Below are 24084 nucleotides of genomic sequence, written 5' to 3'. Positions count from 1 at the left end.
CACAGGAACGGAAACCGGATAAGAGCGATCTGGTCATGGCAAAAAAATATTGGTTATTCAAAGCGGAGCCGCATATTTACGGCATTGATCATCTTGCGGCTGCGCCCGAAAAAATCGGCCGCTGGGATGGCATTCGCAACTACCAGGCGCGTAACTTTTTACGCGACCAGGTGGCACTGAATGATGAAGTGTTTATTTATCACAGCAGCTGTAAAAACGTCGGCATAGTCGGCACCGCAAAAGTTGTAAAAACCGCCTACCCTGATCCCACCCAATTTAATCCCGAAAGCGATTATTACGATCCAAAATCTACGGCAGAAAATCCACGCTGGGTTTCGGTTGATATTCAACTTACCAAAATATTTCCACGTTTAATCACACTGGCAGAAATCAAAGCGCAGTCCGCATTGGAAAATATGGTGTTGCTAAAACAGAGCCGACTGTCGACGCAACCGGTCACAGCCGATGAATGGAAATTTATTCACACATTATTAAAATAACGTAGGTTGGAAGAGCGCAGCGACTTCCGACATTATTGCGAATCTATTCTGTCGGAAGGCGCTGCGCTTTTCCAACCTACACAATTATTTTATTCATCCGCCATACGATCCTGAGCTTTGCTCACACCGGTTTCCGGCTCATCCATTTCATCAACGGGATCGGGCCCGGCATCATCGCCATCTTCTTCATCCTCAAGCAATCCATCGTTCAGCTGACTCTCTTCAATAAGAATGGCTTCAGGTGTTTGAATACCAATGTGATAGGCAGCAAAACCAGGCAGTACAACCTGATCCAGCGCCATACCAATAATTCTACCGTTGTAAGGCGATTTGATCGTGGTACGTGCGTTGGTGATTGGATCGGTAACTGTGCCTAAAACATCGTCTTCACGCACACGCTGACCGAGTGTCGCCTTGCTGAATAAAATTCCACTTTGATTAGCACGCACCCACGCGGAGCGATAATAAACTGGGGCAATACGCGTCCAGCGTTTTTGCTTGCCATACATCCCCATTTTAGCGAGCAGAGTATTAATTGCCGCCACACCTTCATCGACCACCCGGCTTTGAATGGCCATTGGCTCGCCAGCCTCTAACGTCACCGCAGGAATGCCAGCGCGCACCGCAGCAGCACGCAATGAATTCGGATTGCCGCGACCATTTAATACTGCAATAGCACCAAAACTTTGCGCCAACTTTGCAACATTTTCATCACCCAGATCAGCGCGCAATTGAGGCAAATTAGTACGATGGAATGAGCCGGTGTGAATATCTACCAATGCATCGCAATGCATAATAATGTTGCTAAAAAAAGAATGCGCTAAACGCGATGCGGAGCTGCCATGAGTATTGCCAGGAAAATAGCGGTTCCAGTCGCGGCGATCTGGTAAATAGCGGGAGTTGCGGCGAAAGCCCATAATGTTAGCTACAGGCACACCAATAATCGTGCCGGTTAAATTAGCTGGCTCTATGCTGTAAATCACCCGGCGAATCATTTCGATTCCATTTAATTCATCGCCATGCACAGCGCCGGTTAGGCAAAGTGTTTTGCCGGGCGTAGCGCCGTTCACTACCAGAATCGGTGTTTCCTCACTGAAACCACCCACAGCGGTTTCTGAATTCCAAGTCAAACGCACCGAACTATTGGGTTTTACTTCGCGCCCCAAAATAAATTTGGAAAGAGACAAGGGTTCTGCAGTGGCTTCATTGATAACCTCTGCAGCCGGGTCAATTGCAGCTGAACCCTCATTATTTGCAGTGGCAAGATCGGAAGTGGGAACCATAGCAGCACTTGCAGTAGCAACGGCAATTGAAGATGCAGTCTCCGATGCAACCGACGAGACAACAGCACTTGCAGAACTCGGCTGAGGAGCAGTAGACGATTGCGCGGAAGAGACAGCACTTAGTGAAGATACTTCAGCAACCGATGATGCAGATTGTTTTTTTTCAGCGACGTTTACCGCAAGAGTGGCAGGCCCAGCAACCGCAGTGGAAATCTCAACGGATGGCGCAACACTCGGCTCAACTGCTGTCGTTTGAACTGTTGCTTCTGTAGTGTCAGTTTGTTGCGTGGCAATGGCTGGATTAATCTCTGCCACAACTGTTTCGGGAGTTTGCGCACCAAGTTGCAGTGGAATTGCGGCAACAACCATCAACACCGAACAACAAAATAGTGAAAAATGTCGGGGCTTTACTTTCAGTGTTTGTGGCATAACCGGGCGCCTCATCATTCATAAAAAAACAGGCACGTCCCTGTGCGATTTAAAACTCCTTCAATCGTTATTCCCATTCAATAGTCGCGGGCGGTTTGCTCGATACGTCGTAACAAACGCGTGACACACCGGAGATCTCATTGATAATGCGACCAGACACTTTTTCCAACAAGTCGTATGGCAAGTGCGCCCAGCGCGCCGTCATAAAATCGACGGTTTCCACCGCACGCAGTGAAATTACCCACTCGTAACGACGACCATCACCCACCACCCCCACCGATTTTACCGGCAAGAAAACCGCAAACGCCTGTGAGGTTTTGTGATACCAACCAGAGGCGTGCAACTCTTCCAAAAAGATCGCATCCGCTTCACGCAGGATATCGGCATATTCTTTTTTCACTTCACCGAGGATGCGCACACCCAAACCCGGGCCGGGGAATGGATGACGGTAGACCATGTCGTAGGGCAAGCCCAATTCCAAACCAATTGCACGTACTTCGTCTTTGAATAATTCGCGCAGGGGCTCAACTAATTTAAAAGCCATATCGTCCGGCAAACCGCCCACATTGTGGTGCGATTTAATCACGTGCGCTTTACCGGTTTTAGCCGCAGCCGATTCAATCACATCGGGGTAAATCGTGCCTTGCGCCAGCCACTTCACATCTTTGAGTTTGGTGGCTTCGGCATCAAACACATCGATAAACGTACCGCCGATAATTTTGCGTTTTTTCTCAGGGTCATTTTCGCCTTTCAATTTATTTAAAAATTGATCCTGGGCATCCGCACGGATAACCGTTACGCCCATATTTTTGGCGAACATATCCATCACTTGGTCGCCTTCGTTTTTGCGCAGCAAACCGTTGTCCACAAAAACGCAGGTTAATTGCGAACCAATGGCTTTGTGCAATAACGCTGCTACAACAGATGAATCCACACCGCCGGAAAGGCCAAGTAATACTTTGTCGCTGCCAACTTGTTCGCGCACTTTTTTCAGCGCATCGTCAACAATATTGGCTGGTGTCCATAGCGGTTCGCAGGCGCAGGCTTGCAATACAAAATGTTCAAATATGCGCTTGCCTTGCAAGGTATGAGTCACTTCCGGATGGAACTGCACGCCGTAGAATTTTTTCGCTTCGTTGTACATACCAGCAATCGGGCAGGATGGCGTGGATGCCATCAAGCTGAAACCTTCCGGCATTTTGGTGACCTTGTCGCCGTGGCTCATCCACACATCGAGCAGTGCACTGCCGTCGTGATCAACATGGTCTTTGATATCCTTCAGCAGTGAAGATTCACCATTCACTTTAATTTGCGCATAGCCAAATTCACGGATATTGGAACCTTCAACCAAACCACCCATTTGCATGGCCATGGTTTGCATGCCATAACAAATACCAAATACCGGTACACCTAAATTAAATACCACGTCTGGCGCGCGCGGCGAGCCGGCTTCAGTGGTGGATTCAGGGCTGCCCGCCAAAATAATACCCTTGGGGTTATAAGCGCGAATTTCTTCTTCGCTCATGTCCCAAGCGCGGATTTCAGAGAAAACACCAATTTCACGCACACGGCGTGCAATCAACTGGGTGTATTGCGAACCAAAATCGAGGATAAGAATTCGCTGTGCGTGGATATCGTGAGACATATTGATTCCTGCTCAATAAGAAAAATAACAACAAAAAGAATTCGGCCTAAATGAAAAACTCGGGCATAACCCGAGTTTTTGCGATAGCACTGAAGCGAGATAAATTAACGACCGCTAATCGGGTAGTTAGGCGCTTCTTTAGTAATTTGAACGTCGTGTACGTGACTCTCACCCATACCGGCAGCAGTCACCCGCACAAATTCGGGCTTGGTACGCATAGTACCCAAGTCAGCACAACCGGTGTAACCCATGGCTGAGCGCAAACCGCCCATCAACTGGTGCACGATTGCCGCCAAAGGCCCCTTATAGGCCACACGGCCTTCAATACCTTCGGGAACCAACTTCTCAGCACCAGCACTGGCATCCTGAAAATAGCGGTCGCTGGAGCCTTGGGTTTGCGCCATAGCTCCCAAGGAGCCCATACCACGGTAAGCTTTGTAAGTACGGCCTTGGAACAATTCCACTTCGCCCGGCGCCTCTTCAGTACCAGCAAACATGGAGCCCATCATCACGGCATGGGCACCAGCAACCACGGCTTTGGCGATATCACCTGAGTAGCGAATACCACCATCGGCAATGGCAGGTACGCCAGTCCCTTCAAGTGCGGCAACGACGTTAGCGATAGCCGAAATTTGCGGCACGCCAACACCACTGACGATACGGGTAGTACAAATCGAACCTGGGCCGATACCGACTTTTACCGCGTCTGCACCTGCCTCAACCAACGCCAATGCCGCTGCGCCAGTGGCGATATTACCGCCAATCACTTGCACTTCCGGGTATTTGCTTTTGATTGAACGCACGCGATCCAATACATTTTTGGAATGGCCGTGGGCGGTATCTACCACCAGTACGTCCACACCTGCTTCTACGAGCGCTGCAACACGCTCGTCGGTATCGCGGCTGGTGCCTACACTCGCACCAACACGCAAACGACCTTCAGGGTCTTTGCAAGCGGTAGGGTATTTTTCGGCTTTGTTCATGTCTTTAACGGTAATCAAGCCAGTCAGCTCAAAGTTATCGTTAACGACCAATACTTTTTCGATGCGATGTTTGTGCAACAGGTTGCGCACTTCTTCGGCGGTAAAGCCTTCTTTAACGGTAACCAATTGCTCTTTGGGCGTCATGATGCTGGATACGCTGGCATCCAAATTAGTTTCAAAACGCACGTCGCGGCCGGTGACTATGCCCACCAAATCGCCGTTATGCAGCACGGGAACACCGGAAATATTGTTTTTGCGAGTCAGCGCGATCAAGTCGCGGATAGTGGCAGCGGAATCGATAGTGATAGGATCTTTCACCACACCGGCTTCGAATTTCTTCACCGCGCGCACTTCAGCCGCTTGAGCTTCAATGGACATGTTCTTGTGGATAATACCAATGCCACCTTCCTGCGCCATGGCAATCGCCAAGCGGGATTCAGTCACGGTATCCATGGCGGCGGAGATGAGGGGAATATTTAATTGAATCTTGCGAGTCAACTGAGTCTTCAGGGAGACATCTTTCGGAGTGACATCCGAATAACCTGGCACCAATAATACGTCATCAAAGGTGAGGGCTTCTTCAGCAATTCGCAACATAGCAACCAACCTCAAGCAGATAAAAAATAAGCGCGGAAGTATAGCGACTTGGGCGCCGCCGGTAAACCAAAAACCACAATATCTAGTGTTGTAAGGCAGCTTAAAGGCGACGATCGAGACTATACCCGCCGCAAGCCTTCCCCTAGAATGACGCCCTATGACCAATACCCTGCCCCCAACAACCACTGAGCGCGAGATTTTCAGCGTTAGCCAGCTGAACCGCCAGGCGCGTCAGCTGCTGGAAACCCACTTACCTCTACTCTGGGTGGAGGGCGAGCTCTCCAACGTATCAACCCCCTCCTCCGGCCACTGGTACTTCACCCTGAAGGACGAACAAGCCCAAGTGCGCTGCTGCATGTTCCGCAACCGCAATATGCTGGTGCGCTTTAAACCGCAGCAGGGGCAGCATGTATTACTGCGCGCCCGTGTCAGCCTTTATGAAGGCCGCGGCGACTACCAAATCATCGCCGAACATATGGAAGAAGCCGGTAGCGGCGCCCTGCAGCGCGCGTTTGATGAGTTAAAACACAAGCTGTCGCAAGAAGGCCTATTTAACGAAGCGCACAAAAAAGCCCTGCCGCCGCTGCCCAAACACATTGGAGTTATCACTTCGCCAACAGGCGCCGCGATTCGCGATGTCCTCAGCGTACTTGAACGCCGCTTTCCCGGCATCCCTGTGACGGTAATTCCCGTTGCAGTGCAGGGCAAAGAATCCGCACCGCAAATTGTAAAAGCCATAGATCTAGCCAATCGCTGTGGTTTGTTTGATGTACTGCTGCTGACCCGTGGTGGCGGTTCGATGGAAGACCTCTGGTCATTTAACGAGGAAATAGTCGCGCGCGCGATTTTTAACAGCGAACTACCGATTGTGAGCGGCGTCGGTCACGAAGTGGATTTTACTATCGCCGATTTTGTCGCTGACCTGCGTGCACCCACCCCATCCGCAGCCGCCGAACTGTTAGTACCCGATGGCGATGACTGGCTGGATAAATTTATCGGCTTTGAAGTGCTACTCGAAGAAGCCATGCTGCGCCGCCTGCAACAATGGCAAAAGCATTTGCACAACCTGCGTCAGCGTTTGCGCCACCCGCGTGAACGATTGGAACAGCAGGCGCAGCGACTGGATAACCTGGAGTTGCGGCTTAAAAATCACATCCATAAGCTACTGGCGAACTACAAAAACCAGCTGATACAACTACGACTACGCCAGCAAGCGCATCACCCGCAAATCAGACTCACACAATTGTCCGAGCGTATTAAAAACGCCCAAACACGGCTGCATACGGCGCAATACCGCTTGATCGATCGCAAAAAACAAGCCTTGGGCGAATCAGTGCGCATGCTCAACACTCTCAGCCCGCTCAGTACACTTGAGCGTGGCTATGCGCTGGTGACCGATACCCAAACCCGCAAAGTCATTACTGACAGCGATCAAGTCATTCCCGGCAGTGAGATCAGCACACGCCTTGCGCACGGGGAATTAATTTGTCGCGTAGAGGAAGTTCGCAACGCGAACTGAACTTGCCCGACTAAAAAATAGATCTACCCACAAATAGCTCGCGTATAGATTGCGATCTAAATGGGTGGCCAGTATATTGGCCACCTTCTTGTCGGAGCGCCTTGGTGCCTCACTTAATGAGTGAGGTATGCGGAGGCTGAGATGGGTTCGGCCCAATCCGTAGAACCTGAACAGGCTAATACCTGCGGAGGGAACAAGGTGCATCAGCCATGGCTATTGCCCGCTCTCCGCCTCGACACAGAGGCACTATGACCAAACAATCTGCTACTAACCAATCCGCGACCAAACAATCTACAACAACCAAATTCGCATCACACACCAATGTTCCGCAGCGCATTGCGATTGCCGGTGCCGGTTTGCTCGGGCGTTTACTCGCCTGGCAATTAAACAAAGCCGGGCTTGATGTCACCCTGTTTGAAGCCGGTAGTTTTACGCCCACCGAAGCGCAGAGCAAACGCGCCGCCGCTTTTACGGCGGCAGGCATGGTTGCACCGCTGAGCGAAGCCGTGGTGTCGGATGAAGGCGTTTACCGTATGGGCCAATTTGCGCTCGCCCACTGGCCGCGCTGGATTAAACAATTAAATGATGATTTACCCAGCACCGGCGGGGAATTATTTTTTAATAACGGCAGTCTTGTTGTCGCGCACCCGCAGGATGAAAGTGAGCTGGAGCAGTTTGCGCGTGAGCTGAAATTTGTTATTCCTAACTGTCACAGCTATCAACGAGTCACACAAACACAAATACAGGAACTGGAACCAGACCTAAACCCACACTTTCAACAGGGGTTATTTCTTGCTGAAGAGGGACATTTGCATAACCGCCGCTTTTTGCGTTTGTTGGGCGAGCAAATTATGCGCAGCAAAATTACTCTGCGCGAACACAGCATGGTAGAAGTTTCGCCCGGTAAAGTGATGGTGGATGGCGAGAACGAAGCGTTTGATCTTGTTATTGATTGCCGTGGGCTGGGCGCCAAAACGCAAATACCAAAACTGCGCGGCGTGCGCGGCGAAACACTGCATGTGCAAACCACTGAAATACAATTACAGCGACCTGTGCGCCTCATGCACCCGCGCTACCAACTTTATGTAGTGCCTAAACCCGATAATTATTTTGTAATCGGCGCGACACAAATTGAAAGTGAAGATCGCTCACCCGTTACCCTGCAATCCAGCCTTGAATTAAGCAGTGCCCTTTATACTGTGTCACCCGCATTTGCCGAGGCGCGCATTATCGAAATGGACACCAATTTGCGCCCGGCATTTATGGATAATTTACCCAAGGTAGATATTCAGGACGGGCTAATCAGTGCTAACGGATTATTTCGCCACGGATATTTACTCGCACCAGCCGTGGTTGAAAATGTGCTTGCGCATATATTTAAAAAACCCGAAGCGATTTTTTCTGCACTGCTCAATCACCACTAGAAAACACGAACTTATGACCATTGAACTGAGTGTAAACAACGAAACTAAAACGCTAGCCGCCAAGGCATTGCTCAGCGATGCCCTACAGCAATGGGGTTACGGTGAAACTAAAATCGCTGTGGCCATTAATGGTGAATTTGTACCTCGCTCGACTTACCCTGAGCGCGAATTATTGAATGGCGATCAAATCGATATCGTCAAACCGGTTGGTGGAGGTTGATATGAGCTACAACAAACCTGAGAAAGATTTCACGCTCTACGGCGAAACATTTTCCAGTCGTTTTTTATTGGGCACCGCCCTTTATGCATCACCCCAATTAATGCGCGAATCGGTTATTCAATCGCGCAGTGAAATTGTGACGCTCGGTTTGCGCAGGCAAAACCCGGCCAATCGCGATGGCGATGCAATTTGGCAATATATTCAGGAAAGCGGCTGCCGTTTACTGCCCAATACTGCCGGTTGTAAATCGGTAAAAGAAGCCGTGACGCTGGCTGAAATGTCGCGCGAAATTTTCAATACGGATTGGATCAAATTGGAAGTGGTCGGCGACGATTACAACCTGCAACCTGACCCCTTTGGTTTACTGGAAGCTGCAGATATTTTGATTAAAAAAGGTTTTAAAGTCCTACCCTACTGCACCGATGATTTGATCTTATGCAAGCGGTTATTGGATGTCGGTTGCGAAGTGTTGATGCCATGGGGCTCACCTATTGGCACCGGCCAAGGCTTATTAAATCGCTATAACTTACGCACCCTGCGCGAGCGCATTAAAGACGTCCCGATGATTATTGATGCCGGGCTTGGGGCGCCATCGCAAGCTGCCGAAGCAATGGAAATGGGGTTTGATGGGATTTTATTAAATACGGCAGTGGCCAAGGCGCACAACCCGCCACTGATGGCCGAAGCCTTTGCCGATGCAATCGATGCAGGCCGCAAAGCATTTAAAGCAGGCTTGATGCAAAAACGCCAAACGGCCAGCCCGAGCACCCCAACCATTGGCCAACCCTTTTGGCATCAACAGTAATTTTAACGGGCGTTAATATCAGGAAACTGGCGGCGTATTGTGATGAACTATTTGTTTACTTAATACGGCCGCTGATATTTGCAAAACCCTCTTCTATTTTGCGTAAAATTTTTGGGTCTTTGGCATCACCCGATGAGATGTACATTTGCACCATTCGACTCAAGCGCTGCAAATGAAATTTCATTTCCTCTTGCCTAAGCGAGGCATCCGCAACTACTTGAGTGATGCTATTACCCTCTTTACCCGCCATGGATTCAAGGGACTCACGCAAATCTTCTTTGAACAACATGCTGCCTTTAAAGGTGGTAGCAATATGAAAAATAACGTTTTGCAATGCATGTAGCTTTCGGTCGCCGTGGGTATACCCCACCGAGGTCAAACAATCGCGCAATTGCGTAAACCAATTCTGTAGCTGCAAATTTTGTTGCAACATCCGCTCAGCAAATTCAGGAACACCACTACCATGCACTACATTGGGCAGCGGCAATTCGCTTCGCAAAATCATGGTAGTCACAATGTCGCAACTGCGATACAAATAAGCGGCGCGATTCATCTCCAGAATAGGAATCACCTCACGCCAACGCCGCCCCTGCGCCTTAAAGCGATTAAAATAAATACCCACAATTGAATCGGCAACGGCAAGAATTTGCCCGGCAATGGAAAGTTCGCTCTCCACTTTAGCCAAAGGGTAACCCGTGCCATCACAGCGCTCGTGATGCTCACTGACCGCAGCAACTATCTCAGCAGATAAACCGGGAACATCCATCAAAATACTACGCGCAATTTCCACATGGCTTTGTATATGCAGCCAATCTTCAGCGGTTAATTTTTCGGATTTATGAAGGATTTGCGGATCGATGTGCAACATACCAATATCATGGGCAATTGCCGCCCAAAATATTTCACCAGACTCCGCCGCAGGCAAGCGCATCTCCTGCGCGATGTAAAGTGCCCAGAGGCTCACGCAGAGTGTGCGTTGATATAAATCATTCATTTGCGCTGCCATCACCGTCAAATACTGCTGCAATAACGGTAGATCCGCCAACTTGGCACATACAGGCTCAAGAGAACTCAGAGGATGCTTCTGCTCTGCTAGAGCTTGAAAATATTCGGTTGAACGAATCGTGCCCAACAAATGCTGCAGCAAATCGCTTGAGGTGATAACTGTCTTTAATTCAATAGAATTGGCGAGCGGGCGAGCGAGAGTTTTACCCTGGAGGGCGAGGCAGGTTTTTTCATCAAGCGGCGCTGACCGCGCAAGCAATAACTCACCATTTACAGTGTATATATCGTCAGCCACCACTGCCGGATTAGCTGCCGATAATTTAACCAGATAATGAAGATAAGGATCCAATTATGATGGACTCCATTCAAGCAATTGATTAACCCCGCCGACACTATAAAAACGCGCGACAAGCCTCATCCATGTTTTTTATTTTCCCACCAATCAACGCAACACCTGCAGCCTGGAAAATCCTAGCCAAGCAATAAACGCCAGCCCCATACCGTCAATAAGCCCAGCAACAGGCTATAACCCACCATCGAGGCAGCCAACCGAGGCGCTAAATTATGAGTGGCAGCCAGCACACCAGCAGAAATCATCGCGGGCATTGCCGCCTCCAGCAAAATCACATCAGCGGCCAAACCGCGCACATCAAACAACCATAAGCCGCCCCATGCAAAAGCCGGCGTCACAATTAATATGTAGAACAATCCCAATAATAGCGGTGATAAATGCTCGCGCTCTAACGCAAATCGCCACTGCAGCCCCACAGCCACCATCACTACTGGAACCAGTGTAGACGAAATTCGCGCAAGCACCGCCTCCAACCACGCCGGATAGCTACCAAACATAGCCACCATGAAAGCGATTATCAGGGTAATAAATGGTGGAAATAACAAGATGTTGCGCACAATGCCAAGTACCGACCCGTGACCTGCTGAGTAATAGCACGCGAGCCCAACACCTACTGTATTAAGTGCGATAAATGTGCCTAACTGATCATAGAGAATGGCATAGGGTAAGGCGTTTACCCCCAAATGCGCTTCAATCAGCGGGATACCTACGAAGCCCGTATTCCCCAATGTAACGAGCAGCAACATTGCCCCCGTCACCTCGCGTGACCAAGACAACATACGCGCAGTCACCCAGGTAAGCGCTGCAGCAAATAGCATAATCAACCAGGCAGCAACTACGGTAATAACTGCCTGATGACTAAACGAAAGCTTGGGAATTTCAAGCAGAACCAATGCCGGCAAAGCTACATAAATTACGTATAAATTAAGTGAGTCCGAACTATTTTCCGGCAACCGCTTGCTGCGCTGAAATAACAACCCAATAACCAAACAAATAACTACTAGCGCAATATTGGACATAAATGACACTTACAAAAACTAAAAATAGCGAGGAAACCAGGGAACAAACCGCCCTTGGATTTGTGCCCCCTTAGTGTAGACACTACACCGAAAGCTCTGGCGTAGTGCAAATAGAAAATCATAAAAAAACCCGCTCTGCTTTGTATTTCAGGGCGGGTTTCTCAGTCGTTCTAAAATGTTGGGAATTACATATGGTGCCCGAGGCCGGACTTGAACCGGCACGACCAAAAGATCGACAGATTTTAAATCTGTTGTGTCTACCGATTTCACCACTCGGGCAGAGTGCTTTTACTTCGGTAAGTAAAAGAAAAATGGAGGCGCGACCCGGAGTCGAACCGGGCTCAACGGATTTGCAATCCGACGCATAACCGCTTTGCTATCGCGCCATTTTGAGAGGCCGCAATTCTAGCGGACTCATTTTAAAAATCCTAGTCTTTTATAGAAGCTGCTGTAAGGTTTTTTTACGGATTGTTCAATTGCTGGTCAAGTCGTTTAAAAAGCCGTTATTTTTCACCTGAGGACGGCAACAGGAATGGCCAGGCAGCTCGCAGATAAAGAATCATTGACCAAAGCGTTAGCGCAGCAGCGCCAGCCAAAGCGACAAAACCGAGCGGGATTAACACCGGTACGTTCATGAGCAATACGATAATTGCTGTCATTTGCAGGGTAGTTTTTATTTTTCCGATACTGGATACCGCCACACTTGCCCGCTGCCCTACCGCCGCCATCCACTCGCGCAGCGCTGAAATAACAATTTCACGGCCGACAATTACGGCCGCTGCAACTACAAACCAGGCTGAATCATGATGAAGGGTGACAAGCAATAATAACGCAATAGCTACCATTAGCTTGTCAGCAACCGGGTCAAGAAAAGCGCCGAAAGGTGTGCTTTGATTGTATTTGCGGGCGACATAACCATCAGCCCAGTCAGTAATCGCCGCCACGCTAAAAATAATTGCGGTGACAATATGCGCCCAACCAAAGGGGAGATAAAAGACAACAACAAATAGCGGAATCATAAATATCCGCAGTAAGGTCAGCTGGTTGGCAAGATTCATAGAGAGGTCTCAGGTGGCGCTGGATGTCGTAAAATCGGTGCAGATGATACACCAGCACCATGGTTTTCACATCCCGTGACGCTTTTGTGACAGCATCGCAGGGCTAGTCATTATGAAAAAACGCATGTATCTCCTCAGCCAACTTCTGGCTGATGCCGCTTACCCGCGCAAGATCACTGATACTGGCATTTTTGATTTCATGTAACCCACCAAAATGACGCAACAACTCACGACGCCGAGTAGCGCCTATTCCGGGAATATCCTCCAAGGTTGATGTTTTACGTTTTTTATCGCGCCGCTGTTTGTGGCCGGTAATGGCAAAACGGTGGGATTCATCGCGGATGTGCTGAATCAAATGCAATGCCGGTGAATCGCCCGGCAAGACAATCTCATCGCCAGTTTCACCATCAAACAAAGTTTCAAAACCCGCCTTGCGCGTTGTGCCTTTAGCCACGCCAATCAGCTGTACGCCCTGCACACCCAATTCGCCGAGCACTTCAATCGCTTTACCCAGCTGCCCTTTGCCACCATCAATCAGCAAGATATCGGGTAGCTTACCCTCACCATTTTGCAGGCGTGTGTAACGGCGAGTTAGCGCCTGCTCCATTGCGGCATAGTCATCGCCGGGGGTTATGCCATCGATATTAAATCGGCGGTAATCCGATTTGAGTGGGCCATTGGTATCAAATACCACACAGCTGGCTACGGTTAGTTCACCGCTGCTATGGCTGATATCGAAACACTCCATCCGCTGCGGGGTTTCCTCTAATCCTAACGCCTCCTGCAAAGCGACAAAGCGATCCAGCGAGCTCTTTTTATTATTGATATGCGCGATAAGGTTTTGCTGCGCTGCGGTTGCTGCCATTTGCAGCCACTGGGTGCGATGACTGCGCACTTGGTGATTGATAAATACCTGACGCCCCGCTGCCTGCTGCAGCGCAGCGCTAATTACCTCCACATCTTCCAGCGGCTGACTCACAATCACTTCGCGTGGAATGTCACGCCCGCTACTGGCCAGATAAAACTGGGGAATAAATTCAGCAAGAATTTCTGCAGGTGTTTCTGCGAGAGTGGAAGCAGGATAAAAGCTGCGGCTACCTAATATTCGCCCTTGCCGCACAAACAATATGTGGACACAAATTGCAGCGGCGCGCATTTCTGCCGCGATTATGTCGATGTCGCCATTGCCCTCTTCAATCACTTGTTGCGATTGCACGGTACGCAAAGCGGTAATTTGATCGCGATAATCTGCCGCCTTTTCAAACTGCAGTTGCTGCGACGCCAAGTCCATCTGATCAGCAAGTTCACTGAGCAATTTATCGCTATTTCCCGTTAAAAAAAGCCGGGTGTGGTGCAGATCTTTTTGATAATCCTCGGGCGAAATATAATCCACACAGGGCGCAGTGCAGCGTTTTATTTGATATTGCAAACAAGGGCGTGTGCGATTTTTGAACACACTGTCTTCACACTGGCGAGAACGAAATGTTTTTTGCAAAAAGTTCAGACTGTCTTTAACTGCTCCCACGTTGGGAAAAGGGCCGTAATAATCGCCGCGCTTTTTCTTTGCACCGCGATGAAAAGAAATGCGCGGATAATCCTCACCACTGGAAATAAAAATATACGGGTAGGATTTATCATCGCGCAGCAAAATATTATATGGCGGACGATTTGACTTAATGAGATTCTGCTCAAGGATCAGCGCCTCCGTCTCACTGGCCGTAATCGTGACCTCGATACGCGCGATACGCGAAACCAGCGCGTTGGTTTTTGGTGTTAAACCCGTTTTGCGGAAATAACTGGCAAGGCGCAATTTGAGGTTTTTGGCTTTACCAACATAAAGAATACTGCCATCAACGCCAAACATTTGATAAATGCCCGGTTGCTGGGTGGTGTTGGCTAAAAAACGGGAGTGATCAAAAAGATCGGCACGCTCTTGCGTCATAGAAATACTATCTGCCAAAACTAACTGCCACAGGGCGTTAGCTGCAGCAGAAAAAGGAACAGCAGCCGTTTATACGACTGCTTCTGGATCGAGCAGGTTGTGTTTTACTGCTAACAGCGTCAATTCCACATCGCTGTTGATAGAAAGCTTTTCAAAAATACGGTAACGGTAAGAGTTAACGGTTTTTGGACTAACACAAAAAGTAGTGGCTATATCGTTCACTTTTTGGCCATTCGCAATCAGCATCGCCGTTTGCAGCTCACGCTGGGAAAGCTTTTCAAATGGCGATTCCTGACTATTCGAACCGGAAAAGGTTCGCAGTGCCAACTGCTGTGCAATTGAGTTACTCATATAGAGATCGCCGCGAATCACTTTATTAATCGCATCCGTAATCTCGGTAAACTCTGCCCCTTTGGTGACGTAACCTACTGCCCCCGCCTGCATCAAACGGGTTGGGTACAGGTCATCGTCACAAGCGGTAACCGCGATAACTTTGAGCGTTGGATTCACGGTCAGTAGTTTTTTGGTCGCTTCGAGGCCACCCATACCGGGCATTTTTACATCCATCAGTACAACGTCAGGCTTCAAAACGCGCGCCTTGGTTACGGCCTCTTCACCACTCTTGGCATCCCCAACCACCTGATAGCCGTCTACATCGGCTAACATACGCACTATCCCCATGCGAACTAGATCGTGATCATCGACTACGAGAATCTTTGTCAAACTAGCCCCCAATCCGAAACCGGACTCATAAACATTGTTGTTATAAAGTGGTCACTATACCCAGAAGATTTACTGCCACATTTTTAACGATTGTAGTGAGACTCTCAGCAAACTACCACTATTTAATCGCCCGTTTACGCCTTCTCAAATACCAATAATCGATTTTTGCAGTTTTTGATTTGTCTTTTAGTTATGAAAAGTAGATGAAGGGTTAAACCACTACACCCAAAAACTCAGGGGTAAACCCGTGGCTCCATCTCCAAGGTGACGCCAAATTGCGCCCTAACCGACTGCTGAATTAATTCCGCCAAAGCCAATACCCTTGCGCCAGACGCTCTATCTGGATTAGTAAGTACCAGCGCTTGTTGGGCGTGAACCTTTGCACCAGCCGCTTCCTTACCGCGCCAGCCAGCGCGATCAATTAACCAGCCAGCCGCGAGCTTGACGCGAACCGTATCGACGGGGTAACTGACTATATCGGGATAAGTTGTGCGCAATACCTGCAATTGCGCCAAATTGATAATAGGGTTTTTAAAAAAGCTGCCAACATTCGGCGTAAGGGCCGGGTCTGGCAGCTTGGATTGACGAATAGCAATAACCGCCTCACTTACCGCTTGCGGGCTGGGATTATCAAGACCGGCCAAGGTGTCGCGCAGCGCAGGGTAGGATAAGTTCAGCTGCGCAGTTTTGCGCAAGCGAAAGGTCACCGACGTAATAACATATTGACCTTTGAGTGCTTGTTTAAAAATGCTGTCACGATAATCAAACCGGCAACTTTCATTAGTAAAATTCACGACGATGCCTGAGCGAATTTCAAGCGCACTCAATTCAGTGATTAGATCTTTTACTTCCACACCATAAGCGCCGATGTTTTGAATGGGGGCAGCGCCGACACTGCCGGGAATCAGCGACAGGTTTTCCAATCCATAGAGTGCGTTGTCCAAAGTGTATTCAACCAGATGATGCCAATTCTCCCCTGCAGCCACTTTTAGCCAAACAAAATGTTCATCCTCCGCGACTACTTCTTTACCTTGGGATTTCAACTGAATCACCACACCAGGAAAATCAGCACGCAACACTATATTGCTGCCACCGCCTAACACTAACAGCGGCAAATTTTCAGTGCGCGCAAAAGTTAATGCCTCGCGCAACTCATCATCGTCGTGCACGGCGACATAAAAATTTGCCACCGCCGGCACAGCGAGGGTGTTGAGTTTTTGTAAATTAAAATGCGGTAAAAAAAGTGGCACAGCGACATCACCTTAACAATATGACTTTATACAAATTTAAAAAAACATGCTTAGTACAAACGCTGACGAATATGTTTTAACAAGCCCTGTGCTGCATCTTCCACCAAATCCAATACCAGCTCAAAGCCGTCACTGCCGCCGTAATAAGGGTCGGGCACTTCACGGTAATCACCACGCGCACCAAATTCCAAAAACAAGCCTAAATGACCGGTAAAATGCGCCGGTTTCAGCTGCTGTAAATCCGAAAGATTAGCTTCATCCATCGCCAGTACATAATCGAATTCGTCAAAATCGCGCGCCGTAACCTGACGTGCACGCAATACCGAAAGATCGTAACCACGCGTGCGCGCTGCAGCGACGGTGCGTGAATCAGGCGCTTTGCCTATGTGCCATGCACCGGTGCCCGCCGAATCGACCATAATTTTTTGATCTAACTTTGCATTCGCCACCAATTCACGAAAAATGCCATCCGCCGTGGGCGAGCGACAAATATTGCCGAGGCATACAAATAAAACGTTGGTCATGCTATTCACCTAATTAACAGCGCCGATTATTTTTCCAGCAATGCTTTTACACGCAGTAAATCCGCTTCGGTATCCACACCGCCCGGTACGGCAGCGTAGGCTTCGGCGATATGAATTGCTTCGCCATTAGCAAGCACACGCAATTGCTCAAGGGATTCAATTTTTTCAAGCGACGCCTGTGGCCAGGTAACAAAACGATTTAACAGCGCCACACGATAAGCGTAAATACCAATGTGCCGCTGCGCCGGGAAATCATCCGGCAAACTAGTCACCTCAGCTTGCGCAAAATGATCGCGCGCCCAGGGAATGGGCGCGCGGCTAAAATACAATGCTCTGCCCACTTGGTCTGCCACCACTTTTACAATGTTGGGATTGCGAAAATCGTCGAGCGAATGAATGGGTTCACTCAACGTAGCCATACTGGCGAAACGATTGTTGGCGATATTTTCTGCGACCTGATTAATTACTGCGGGCGGAATGAGGGGTTCATCGCCCTGCACATTCACCACTATGTCGTCATCGCTCAAACCTAATTGCGCGACCACTTCTTGCAGGCGATCAGTACCGGAATTGTGTGCGGCAGATGTCATGCAGACGCGGGCACCGAAGGCTTTGGCAACCGCTTCAATGCGAGTATCGTCGGTTGCAATAACAACTTCCGTCGCGGCACTTTCACAGGCGCGCTCGTACACGTGTTGAATCATCGGCTTACCCGCAATTTCTTTTAAGGGTTTGGCAGGCAAGCGGGTGGAAGCGTAACGGGCAGGAATGACAACATAAAATTTCATAGCAAGATTCCACTGTAGTTTTGATAACAGCATTAACAACAGGATTAAAAAGAAAATTAAAAAGATTAAACATTAAAGCCCAAAACGGGATTTTTTTTGTTCCATGACACGCTCAATACGCTGCGCAAATGCCGCCCAAAATGCATCCGGCAAATTGGCACTAATCGATAGGTAATACCAGTTAGGTTGCGCAAAGGTTTTGCATTTCACGGCGTCTTTTTCAGTCATTACCACAGGCCAAACATTATCAAAAACAAGGTCAGTCGCCGTATAAGCATGGTGATCAGGAAAAGCATGCAACTGCGCATGGATACCGGACTCGCTCAGGGTATTGATAAAACGCTGCGGGTTGCCAATACCGGCCACTGCATTTACCGGGCTCCCGGCAATTGATGACAATTGGTGCTCACTGCCGGTAGCAAGGTTAACCAGTGATTTGGCCTGAATCTGCATCGGAATAAAATACAAGTCGGCGAGTTGCGGCAACACAAAATTCGCTGCCGGTGAATTCACGACGACCCAATCCACGGTCGTTAAGCGACTGATTGGCTCACGCAACGGGCCAACCGGCAAACGCCAACCGTTGCCGACACCACGCTGGCCATCAACCACCGCGATTTCAATATCGCGCCCCAAGCGATAGTGCTGCAAACCATCGTCGCTGAGAATGAGGTCGCAGCCCTGATCCTCCAGCGCGCGCGCCGCCGCAAGACGATCAGGGCCGACACACACTGCACAGCCAGTTTGCTGATGGATCGTAACCGGCTCATCGCCCGCTTGGGCGGCAGTACTCTCTGCGGTGAGTAAATAAGGATAGGTTGCTACTTGCCCACCATAACCGCGGCTGACTACACCGGGGGTATATCCCTGCGCTTGCAACCACTGCACCAGCGCGATCAACAAGGGGGTTTTGCCCGTGCCGCCCACGGTGATATTACCCACCACAATCACCGGTGTGGCGAGTGTTGTTTGTTGCCAGCGGAGCAACGCATAGCGGCGAATGGCCGAGAGCAGAATAAATAGCCAGGTCAGCGGCAAGAGCCAAAAACTCCAGCGACGCGAGCCATACCAGGCCGATTGCCATCGATCCGTTTCAGCTGAACGCTGGGTATTAGCGGGCGGACTGGAGGGTGGTGAAGCCGGTGGAGAGGAATGCACGATAAGAACCTATCAAGCTATTGATAACGAAAATTTATGACGCGACAACTATCCTGACATCGGGGGGTAGCGCCAAAAGAAAGAAGGGCTTTTGCATAGTGAATACAAAAGCCCTGCGGGATTGCCTGGCATTGAAAAAACCAGCGCGAATTGTAGCTGAGTTGTTAGTCTTTTTCAGGTTCCGGTTGACGCGTAGTAATGCTCAAGCGCGCAAAGCCCAACTGCCCTGCCACATCCATCGCCTGCACTACCGCTTGATGCGGGGTTTTGGCATCCGCAGTAATCACTAGCGGTACTTGATTATTACCCTCAGAGGTTTTTTCCAGCGCTGACCTGAGTGTCGCCACTTGGTTATTCACCAGCGCCAGTCCATTCACCGAATAACTGCCATCGCTGTTGATCAGGATTTCGATCTGCTCCGGCAAGTCACTACTCTGCTCACCTACAGCTTCCGGCAGATCCACACTCAGGTGCGTTTCTTTGGTGAAGGTGGTGGAGACCATAAAAAAGATAAGCAGCAAAAACACCACGTCGATCAAGGGCGTCAGATTAATACCTTGATCTTCTACTTGTTGGCGACGAAATTTCACGTTGCGACCCCGCGCCCTTAAACCAGTTTCACATCGACGCGACGGTCGCTGTGCAATGCATCAACCAGTTTGATGGCTTCTTCTTCCATGGTGACAACAATAGTGTCGATACGGCGCTGGAAAAAGCGATGCGCAATCATCGCGGGAATCGCCACCACCAAACCTGCCGCTGTAGTGTAAAGCGCAACCGAAATACCGCCTGCCAAGACACCGGTATTACCAGTGCCTTGAATCATGATGGAGTTGAATACTTGAATCATGCCGAATACGGTTCCAAGCAGTCCCATCAGCGGCGCGATGTTGGCAATGGTACCCAGAATATTTACGTAGCGCTCCAATTCATGAATAACCTGACTGGCCGCTTCTTGCACCGAGTCTTTCATGATTTCGCGGCCATGTTTGGAGTTACTCAAACCCGCAGCCAGAATTTGACCCAGCGGTGAGGATTGTTTGAGTTCGCGCAGTTTCGTCGCATCCAACTGGTTGTTTTTAATCCAGCTCCAGACTTGCGCCAGTAAGGTTTTAGGGGCGATTTTGGCGGGGTTGAGCGTCCAATAACGTTCTGCGCTCACGGCAATCACAATCAACGAACAGGCCAATATTGGCCACATTAAAAAACCACCTGCCAGAAATATTTCAAACACAGAGACCTTCCTCTTTTAATGTCCAAACCCAATGAGCCCCTGGCTCCAAGTGCGGCGTACATTACCACAAGATCCCGCCCTTGCCATGGGGTGCGGGCCAATAGACGTCAAATGTGTGAGGAAGTTTGAGCTGCACGAAACAATTTTATTTGCAATTAAATGGTCACACTCAGCGCCTAGCCTGTAAGCAATCGGATTGCACCACACTACTGATCTTTGCGCTCGCGAACAGGTACTTACTATGCACGGACTTTCCCAACTATCCACCTTTGGTCATCAGCTGGATGGCACTCTGCAGCGTTACAAGGCGCTGGTGTATCCACAGCGCTATTGGGATTATAGCCGCTGGCTCCAGCAGCAGGTAGGCACTGAACAGCTGCACCAACTCGCACACAACCAACCTGTTGTGGTATTTGATTTTCGTGACAGCCGGATTGATGGCCCGCAAGGTCGACGTTTTTATAGTTTGTTTATTTATTTTGTGCGCGCAGGCTTTTATCCGGTACTGCGCAATAATTATTTGGTACTGGGCAACATTCAGGAAAAACACAAACGCTATTGCCTGCAGGAAAACTTCAGTGTACTGACGCACGAACGCGATTTGCCAGCGGGTTATGTATTGGTCACCGACAAATGGTATTCGAACCTGGCTGAGCGCGCCGGCAAGATTATCCACATTAATTACCAACCCGATTACAGCACAAACGACAGCTGCTTCCCGATGCCCTTTCCACTCTTCCCTCCGCTTTATGCCGCAAAAGAAGACCTGCGTTTAGCGTACTACCGGGAACAAGATAGGCAATGGAAAATATTTTTTGGTGGCGATGCGGAACCCGGCAAATACAATAAAAAATCGATTCGGGAAATTTACGCCAAACTCAGTCGCACACAAATTCTGGAGCGTTTATCCCAGCGTTTGCCCAACGATTTTTTTTGGCGCTTGAACAACCCCGAGCAACTGAAGCAAGCCGAGCAATCCTCCTACCCAGGATTGATTGCCATGAACACGCGCCACTGTAAAGTGGCCAGTGAGGAGTGGCTCGGCACTATGGCACGCGCGCACTTTTTCCTTGCCTGCCCGGGTGTGCGCTACCCCATGTCGCACAATTTAATTGAAGCCATGGCAGTGGGCACTATTCCCATTACCCAATATCCTGAATTGTTTTTCCCGGCGCTGGAGCATGGCAAAAACTGCTTGGTGTTTTCATCGCCCGATGAACTGCAAATTGCGGTGCAACAAGCCATGAGCATGGACAATGCACAGCGAGCGGCGATAAAGCAGGCTGCTCAAACCTATTACGATCAGTATCTTGCACCGCAAGCCTGCATCAAGCGCCTGCTGGAACATCGCCCTAAACATATCAGCTTGCGTTTGCTGCCATTTTTAAAAGCTGGCGGTGGTTTTGCCTGAGAAATTTAAAAAAATTAACTCTTCACTGATTGTTAGCCCACGCATTTGCGTATGAACGGGATATATCCGGAGATACGCAATGCGCAAAGCAATTTACTGGTTTCGTTACGATTTACGCCTGCACGACAACCCCGGCTGGAGCCAATTGGTCGCCAATAACGATTGGGTTATAGGGGTTTATGTATTACCTGACCGCTGGCTGCGCCCACTGCGCTATCAACAAAAAAGCCTCGGCATTCATCGTCAGCATTTTTTACTGGAATCGCTGCAGCAATTGCGGCAACAACTGCGCACTCAAGGCAGCGATTTAATAGTGGTGGTGGGCGACCCTGCTACCGCATTAACAGGCCTGGTAGAACGCTGGAACGTTAGCGCCATGGCCACCGGCGAATACCCGGGGAGCGATGAACAACGGGATGTAGAGCGCCTGCGCGATATGCTTGATATACCACTGCGCTGCCATGAAAACTTCACCCTGTTTGATCGCGCTGAGCTGCCGTTTGCGCTGGCGGATTTACCGCTGATTTTTTCGCAATTTCGCAAGCTGGTGGAAAACCGCTCCTGCAGCATGCCATTACCGCGCGCACCCAAACTCCGCCAGCCAGTAGCACTTGAAGACTCGCCCTGCGAATTGGATCAATGGTTGGGCATTATGCGTGCGCAGCAATTAGTGCAGCCGGCCGATAATCGTCGCCTGCCCTTTCACGGTGGCAGTACGGCTGGGCTCGCGCAGCTGCAGTATTTTTTAGGTGAGCACAAACTCATCAGCAATTACAAAAACACCCGCAACGGTTTGGATGGCTGGGATTTCTCCTCCAAGCTATCACCTTGGCTAGCCATGGGTTGCCTGTCGGCGCGGCAAGTAGTGCGTGCGATCAAAGACTATGAACAAACGCATGGCGCCAATGAATCCAGCTACTGGCTGTATTTTGAATTGCTCTGGCGCGAGTACTTCCAGTGGCTGGCGTTTCGCTTTGGTAAACAACTGTTTGCATTACGCGGCGTACAAAATAAAAATCCTTTGCTGAGTTTCTACCCCGAGGCATTTGCTGCCTGGTGTGCGGGAAATACCGGCAATCAATTTGTCGATGCATTTATGCGGCAATTGGCAGCAACCGGCTGGATGAGTAATCGCGGACGACAAATCGTCGCCAGCTACCTGATCAATCAACTGGGTGTGGATTGGCGCTACGGCGCGGCTTGGTTTGAGCAGCAACTTATCGACTATGACTGCGCGGCAAATTGGGGCAATTGGCAGTATCTGGCCGGCGTCGGTACAGACCCGCGTGGGCGACGGGAGTTTAATATCCAAAAACAGCGCGATACCTACGACCCTGATGGGGAATTTATCCAACGCTGGTGCGGAAACTAGCGCAAAAAACGGGCTGCTGAACGGGCGAAAAGCCTTATACTGGTGGCCCTTTTTATTGACTGGATGGTATTTCCCTTGAGCACCCCCACAATTCCGACCAATGCCCCTGCCTACAACGCTAGCACTAACACCTCCGATGCCGACCGCAGTGCGTTTATCGACTGGTTAACTGCGCAGACAGTGGCCGAACTGCAAGCCGCACGCGACAACGAAACAGCGCTGCATCAAGCCGTAAAGAATTATGTACAACACGCGCTGGCTGCCGAATTGACGTTTGAGGATATCGAAGAGATCCTCGGGATCAATGAACCCTGCATTATGGATTTGGCCGAATTATCCGAAGCGGATGAAGAAGCTGTAGTAGATGCCTTTGAAGACCTGTGTAACGCCTGATATGTTGATTAATCACCCTTGGCAGAGCCAATCTGCCGCCAACCACACCGCTTATCTCAGCCGTTTTAGCGGCAGCGATCAGCCCGCACTAAAACAAGCCCTGGAAACCTGCGCCGCCAAAGCCGTTGGCCTGCTGGATGTAAACATTCAGGAGGATTCACTCTACTTACTGTTTGAATGGAACCCTGCGCGTGCGGAATTAGTGATTGTGGTTACCGATGCAAACAAAATCAATGACGGCGCCTACAAGGTGCAGGCAGAGTTGCCAGACCTGCAAGACAAGGCGGCGGACGAAACCCTACCAGAGACCATCAAATTTTTGCTGAGTGATTTTTTGGCGAGTTATAGCCCGTTTTTCAGCTATTCATTAGTGGCTACTTTCCATAGCAGCTCGCGGGCTGAGACAAGTTTGCTATAAGCCTTGCACGATAAAACAGTCAGCGGCAGCGC

General features: G+C 49.7%; 23 protein-coding genes, 2 tRNA genes and 1 riboswitch. Of the genes, 9 read left to right on the top strand and 16 right to left on the bottom strand.

The window, feature by feature from the left end:
- Positions 1-35: 35 nt before the first annotated feature.
- Complete coding sequence (locus tag D0B88_RS11275; RefSeq protein WP_151057227.1) at positions 36-500, top strand: EVE domain-containing protein; 465 nt, start codon at positions 36-38, stop codon at positions 498-500.
- Positions 501-589: 89 nt separating this feature from the next.
- Here D0B88_RS11275 and D0B88_RS11270 read toward each other — a convergent pair whose 3' ends face one another.
- From D0B88_RS11270 to guaB, 3 genes are all read right to left on the bottom strand, one after another.
- Entirely contained in the window at positions 590-2212 is a 1623-nt protein-coding gene (locus tag D0B88_RS11270; protein WP_007640401.1) for a succinylglutamate desuccinylase/aspartoacylase family protein, read from the bottom strand.
- Positions 2213-2279: 67 nt separating this feature from the next.
- Positions 2280-3857 carry a glutamine-hydrolyzing GMP synthase gene (gene guaA / locus D0B88_RS11265; RefSeq protein ID WP_151057225.1) on the bottom strand — a complete coding sequence of 526 codons (1578 nt, stop codon included), beginning with the start codon at positions 3855-3857 and terminating at the stop codon, positions 2280-2282.
- Positions 3858-3961: 104 nt separating this feature from the next.
- Complete coding sequence (gene guaB / locus D0B88_RS11260; RefSeq protein ID WP_007640397.1) at positions 3962-5437, bottom strand: IMP dehydrogenase; 1476 nt, start codon at positions 5435-5437, stop codon at positions 3962-3964.
- 157 nt (positions 5438-5594) lie between these two features.
- On the opposite strand from guaB, the gene xseA reads away from it, so the two are divergent.
- The 4 genes from xseA (at position 5595) to D0B88_RS11240 (ending at position 9405) form a co-directional block, all read left to right on the top strand.
- Positions 5595-6956, top strand: coding sequence for an exodeoxyribonuclease VII large subunit (gene xseA, locus D0B88_RS11255; RefSeq protein WP_151057223.1), 1362 nt, complete (start codon positions 5595-5597; stop codon positions 6954-6956).
- Between the two features lie 82 nt (positions 6957-7038).
- A riboswitch (TPP riboswitch) is annotated at positions 7039-7166 on the top strand.
- A 38-nt stretch (positions 7167-7204) separates the two neighbouring features.
- A complete protein-coding gene (locus D0B88_RS11250; RefSeq protein WP_151057221.1) occupies positions 7205-8380 on the top strand; it encodes an FAD-dependent oxidoreductase in 1176 nt (391 codons plus the stop codon).
- 13 nt (positions 8381-8393) lie between these two features.
- Entirely contained in the window at positions 8394-8600 is a 207-nt protein-coding gene (thiS, locus tag D0B88_RS11245) for a sulfur carrier protein ThiS (RefSeq protein ID WP_151057219.1), read from the top strand.
- Position 8601: 1 nt separating this feature from the next.
- Complete coding sequence (locus tag D0B88_RS11240) at positions 8602-9405, top strand: thiazole synthase (protein ID WP_151057218.1); 804 nt, start codon at positions 8602-8604, stop codon at positions 9403-9405.
- Between the two features lie 55 nt (positions 9406-9460).
- Here D0B88_RS11240 and D0B88_RS11235 read toward each other — a convergent pair whose 3' ends face one another.
- The 13 genes from D0B88_RS11235 to D0B88_RS11175 form a co-directional block, all read right to left on the bottom strand.
- The gene (locus D0B88_RS11235) at positions 9461-10759 is read right to left on the bottom strand and encodes an HD-GYP domain-containing protein (RefSeq protein ID WP_007640382.1); all 1299 of its coding nucleotides are present in this window, start codon (positions 10757-10759) and stop codon (positions 9461-9463) included.
- Between the two features lie 122 nt (positions 10760-10881).
- On the bottom strand, positions 10882-11781 hold the full coding sequence (locus tag D0B88_RS11230) for an AEC family transporter (protein WP_151057216.1): 900 nt from the start codon (positions 11779-11781) through the stop codon (positions 10882-10884).
- Between the two features lie 192 nt (positions 11782-11973).
- Positions 11974-12060: transfer RNA gene (locus tag D0B88_RS11225), tRNA-Leu, on the bottom strand.
- 33 nt (positions 12061-12093) lie between these two features.
- Positions 12094-12167 (bottom strand) — tRNA-Cys (locus D0B88_RS11220).
- Between the two features lie 117 nt (positions 12168-12284).
- A complete protein-coding gene (gene pgsA, locus D0B88_RS11215) occupies positions 12285-12839 on the bottom strand; it encodes a CDP-diacylglycerol--glycerol-3-phosphate 3-phosphatidyltransferase (RefSeq protein ID WP_007640377.1) in 555 nt (184 codons plus the stop codon).
- Between the two features lie 103 nt (positions 12840-12942).
- Complete coding sequence (gene uvrC, locus D0B88_RS11210) at positions 12943-14781, bottom strand: excinuclease ABC subunit UvrC (protein ID WP_151057214.1); 1839 nt, start codon at positions 14779-14781, stop codon at positions 12943-12945.
- Between the two features lie 69 nt (positions 14782-14850).
- A complete protein-coding gene (locus D0B88_RS11205) occupies positions 14851-15504 on the bottom strand; it encodes a response regulator (protein ID WP_151057212.1) in 654 nt (217 codons plus the stop codon).
- Between the two features lie 233 nt (positions 15505-15737).
- A complete protein-coding gene (gene murB / locus D0B88_RS11200; RefSeq protein WP_151057210.1) occupies positions 15738-16754 on the bottom strand; it encodes a UDP-N-acetylmuramate dehydrogenase in 1017 nt (338 codons plus the stop codon).
- Positions 16755-16804: 50 nt separating this feature from the next.
- Entirely contained in the window at positions 16805-17278 is a 474-nt protein-coding gene (locus tag D0B88_RS11195) for a low molecular weight protein-tyrosine-phosphatase (protein ID WP_007640372.1), read from the bottom strand.
- Between the two features lie 26 nt (positions 17279-17304).
- Complete coding sequence (gene kdsB, locus D0B88_RS11190) at positions 17305-18066, bottom strand: 3-deoxy-manno-octulosonate cytidylyltransferase (protein ID WP_151057208.1); 762 nt, start codon at positions 18064-18066, stop codon at positions 17305-17307.
- A 72-nt stretch (positions 18067-18138) separates the two neighbouring features.
- The gene (lpxK, locus tag D0B88_RS11185; RefSeq protein WP_151057205.1) at positions 18139-19224 is read right to left on the bottom strand and encodes a tetraacyldisaccharide 4'-kinase; all 1086 of its coding nucleotides are present in this window, start codon (positions 19222-19224) and stop codon (positions 18139-18141) included.
- 164 nt (positions 19225-19388) lie between these two features.
- Positions 19389-19814, bottom strand: a complete 426-nt coding sequence (locus tag D0B88_RS11180; RefSeq protein ID WP_007640366.1) for a biopolymer transporter ExbD — start codon at positions 19812-19814, stop codon at positions 19389-19391.
- A 17-nt stretch (positions 19815-19831) separates the two neighbouring features.
- Positions 19832-20458 (bottom strand): MotA/TolQ/ExbB proton channel family protein, encoded by a 627-nt coding sequence (locus D0B88_RS11175; RefSeq protein WP_007640364.1) that lies wholly within the window; start codon positions 20456-20458, stop codon positions 19832-19834.
- 241 nt (positions 20459-20699) lie between these two features.
- Here D0B88_RS11175 and D0B88_RS11170 point away from each other — a divergent pair, with 241 nt between their 5' ends.
- From D0B88_RS11170 to D0B88_RS11155, 4 genes are all read left to right on the top strand, one after another.
- A complete protein-coding gene (locus D0B88_RS11170; RefSeq protein WP_151057203.1) occupies positions 20700-21869 on the top strand; it encodes a glycosyltransferase in 1170 nt (389 codons plus the stop codon).
- A 79-nt stretch (positions 21870-21948) separates the two neighbouring features.
- The gene (locus D0B88_RS11165; protein ID WP_151057201.1) at positions 21949-23241 is read left to right on the top strand and encodes a DASH family cryptochrome; all 1293 of its coding nucleotides are present in this window, start codon (positions 21949-21951) and stop codon (positions 23239-23241) included.
- Positions 23242-23316: 75 nt separating this feature from the next.
- Positions 23317-23634: a hypothetical protein gene (locus D0B88_RS11160; RefSeq protein WP_151057199.1), complete on the top strand. Its 318-nt coding sequence runs from the start codon at positions 23317-23319 to the stop codon at positions 23632-23634.
- The gene (locus tag D0B88_RS11155) at positions 23606-24052 is read left to right on the top strand and encodes a hypothetical protein (protein ID WP_151057197.1); all 447 of its coding nucleotides are present in this window, start codon (positions 23606-23608) and stop codon (positions 24050-24052) included. The genes D0B88_RS11160 and D0B88_RS11155 overlap by 29 nt, the downstream gene beginning before the upstream one ends.
- The last annotated feature ends 32 nt before the right edge of the window (positions 24053-24084 follow it).

It is taken from the genome of Cellvibrio sp. KY-YJ-3 (assembly GCF_008806955.1).
Taxonomy (GTDB): domain Bacteria; phylum Pseudomonadota; class Gammaproteobacteria; order Pseudomonadales; family Cellvibrionaceae; genus Cellvibrio.
Note: the sequence above shows the minus strand (reverse complement) of the source record. Positions and strands in the feature narration are given on the sequence as shown.

Coding starts and splice junctions, on each gene's coding strand:
- D0B88_RS11275 (WP_151057227.1), top strand. CDS start 36: ATGGCAAAAAAATATTGGTTATTCAAAGCGGAGCCGCATATTTACGGC.
- kdsB (WP_151057208.1), bottom strand. CDS start 18,066: ATGAAATTTTATGTTGTCATTCCTGCCCGTTACGCTTCCACCCGCTTG.
- D0B88_RS11250 (WP_151057221.1), top strand. CDS start 7,205: ATGACCAAACAATCTGCTACTAACCAATCCGCGACCAAACAATCTACA.
- uvrC (WP_151057214.1), bottom strand. CDS start 14,781: ATGACGCAAGAGCGTGCCGATCTTTTTGATCACTCCCGTTTTTTAGCC.
- D0B88_RS11195 (WP_007640372.1), bottom strand. CDS start 17,278: ATGACCAACGTTTTATTTGTATGCCTCGGCAATATTTGTCGCTCGCCC.
- D0B88_RS11165 (WP_151057201.1), top strand. CDS start 21,949: ATGCGCAAAGCAATTTACTGGTTTCGTTACGATTTACGCCTGCACGAC.
- guaB (WP_007640397.1), bottom strand. CDS start 5,437: ATGTTGCGAATTGCTGAAGAAGCCCTCACCTTTGATGACGTATTATTG.
- thiS (WP_151057219.1), top strand. CDS start 8,394: ATGACCATTGAACTGAGTGTAAACAACGAAACTAAAACGCTAGCCGCC.
- D0B88_RS11170 (WP_151057203.1), top strand. CDS start 20,700: ATGCACGGACTTTCCCAACTATCCACCTTTGGTCATCAGCTGGATGGC.
- D0B88_RS11240 (WP_151057218.1), top strand. CDS start 8,602: ATGAGCTACAACAAACCTGAGAAAGATTTCACGCTCTACGGCGAAACA.
- D0B88_RS11230 (WP_151057216.1), bottom strand. CDS start 11,781: ATGTCCAATATTGCGCTAGTAGTTATTTGTTTGGTTATTGGGTTGTTA.
- xseA (WP_151057223.1), top strand. CDS start 5,595: ATGACCAATACCCTGCCCCCAACAACCACTGAGCGCGAGATTTTCAGC.
- D0B88_RS11155 (WP_151057197.1), top strand. CDS start 23,606: ATGCCTTTGAAGACCTGTGTAACGCCTGATATGTTGATTAATCACCCT.
- D0B88_RS11270 (WP_007640401.1), bottom strand. CDS start 2,212: ATGCCACAAACACTGAAAGTAAAGCCCCGACATTTTTCACTATTTTGT.
- pgsA (WP_007640377.1), bottom strand. CDS start 12,839: ATGAATCTTGCCAACCAGCTGACCTTACTGCGGATATTTATGATTCCG.
- guaA (WP_151057225.1), bottom strand. CDS start 3,857: ATGTCTCACGATATCCACGCACAGCGAATTCTTATCCTCGATTTTGGT.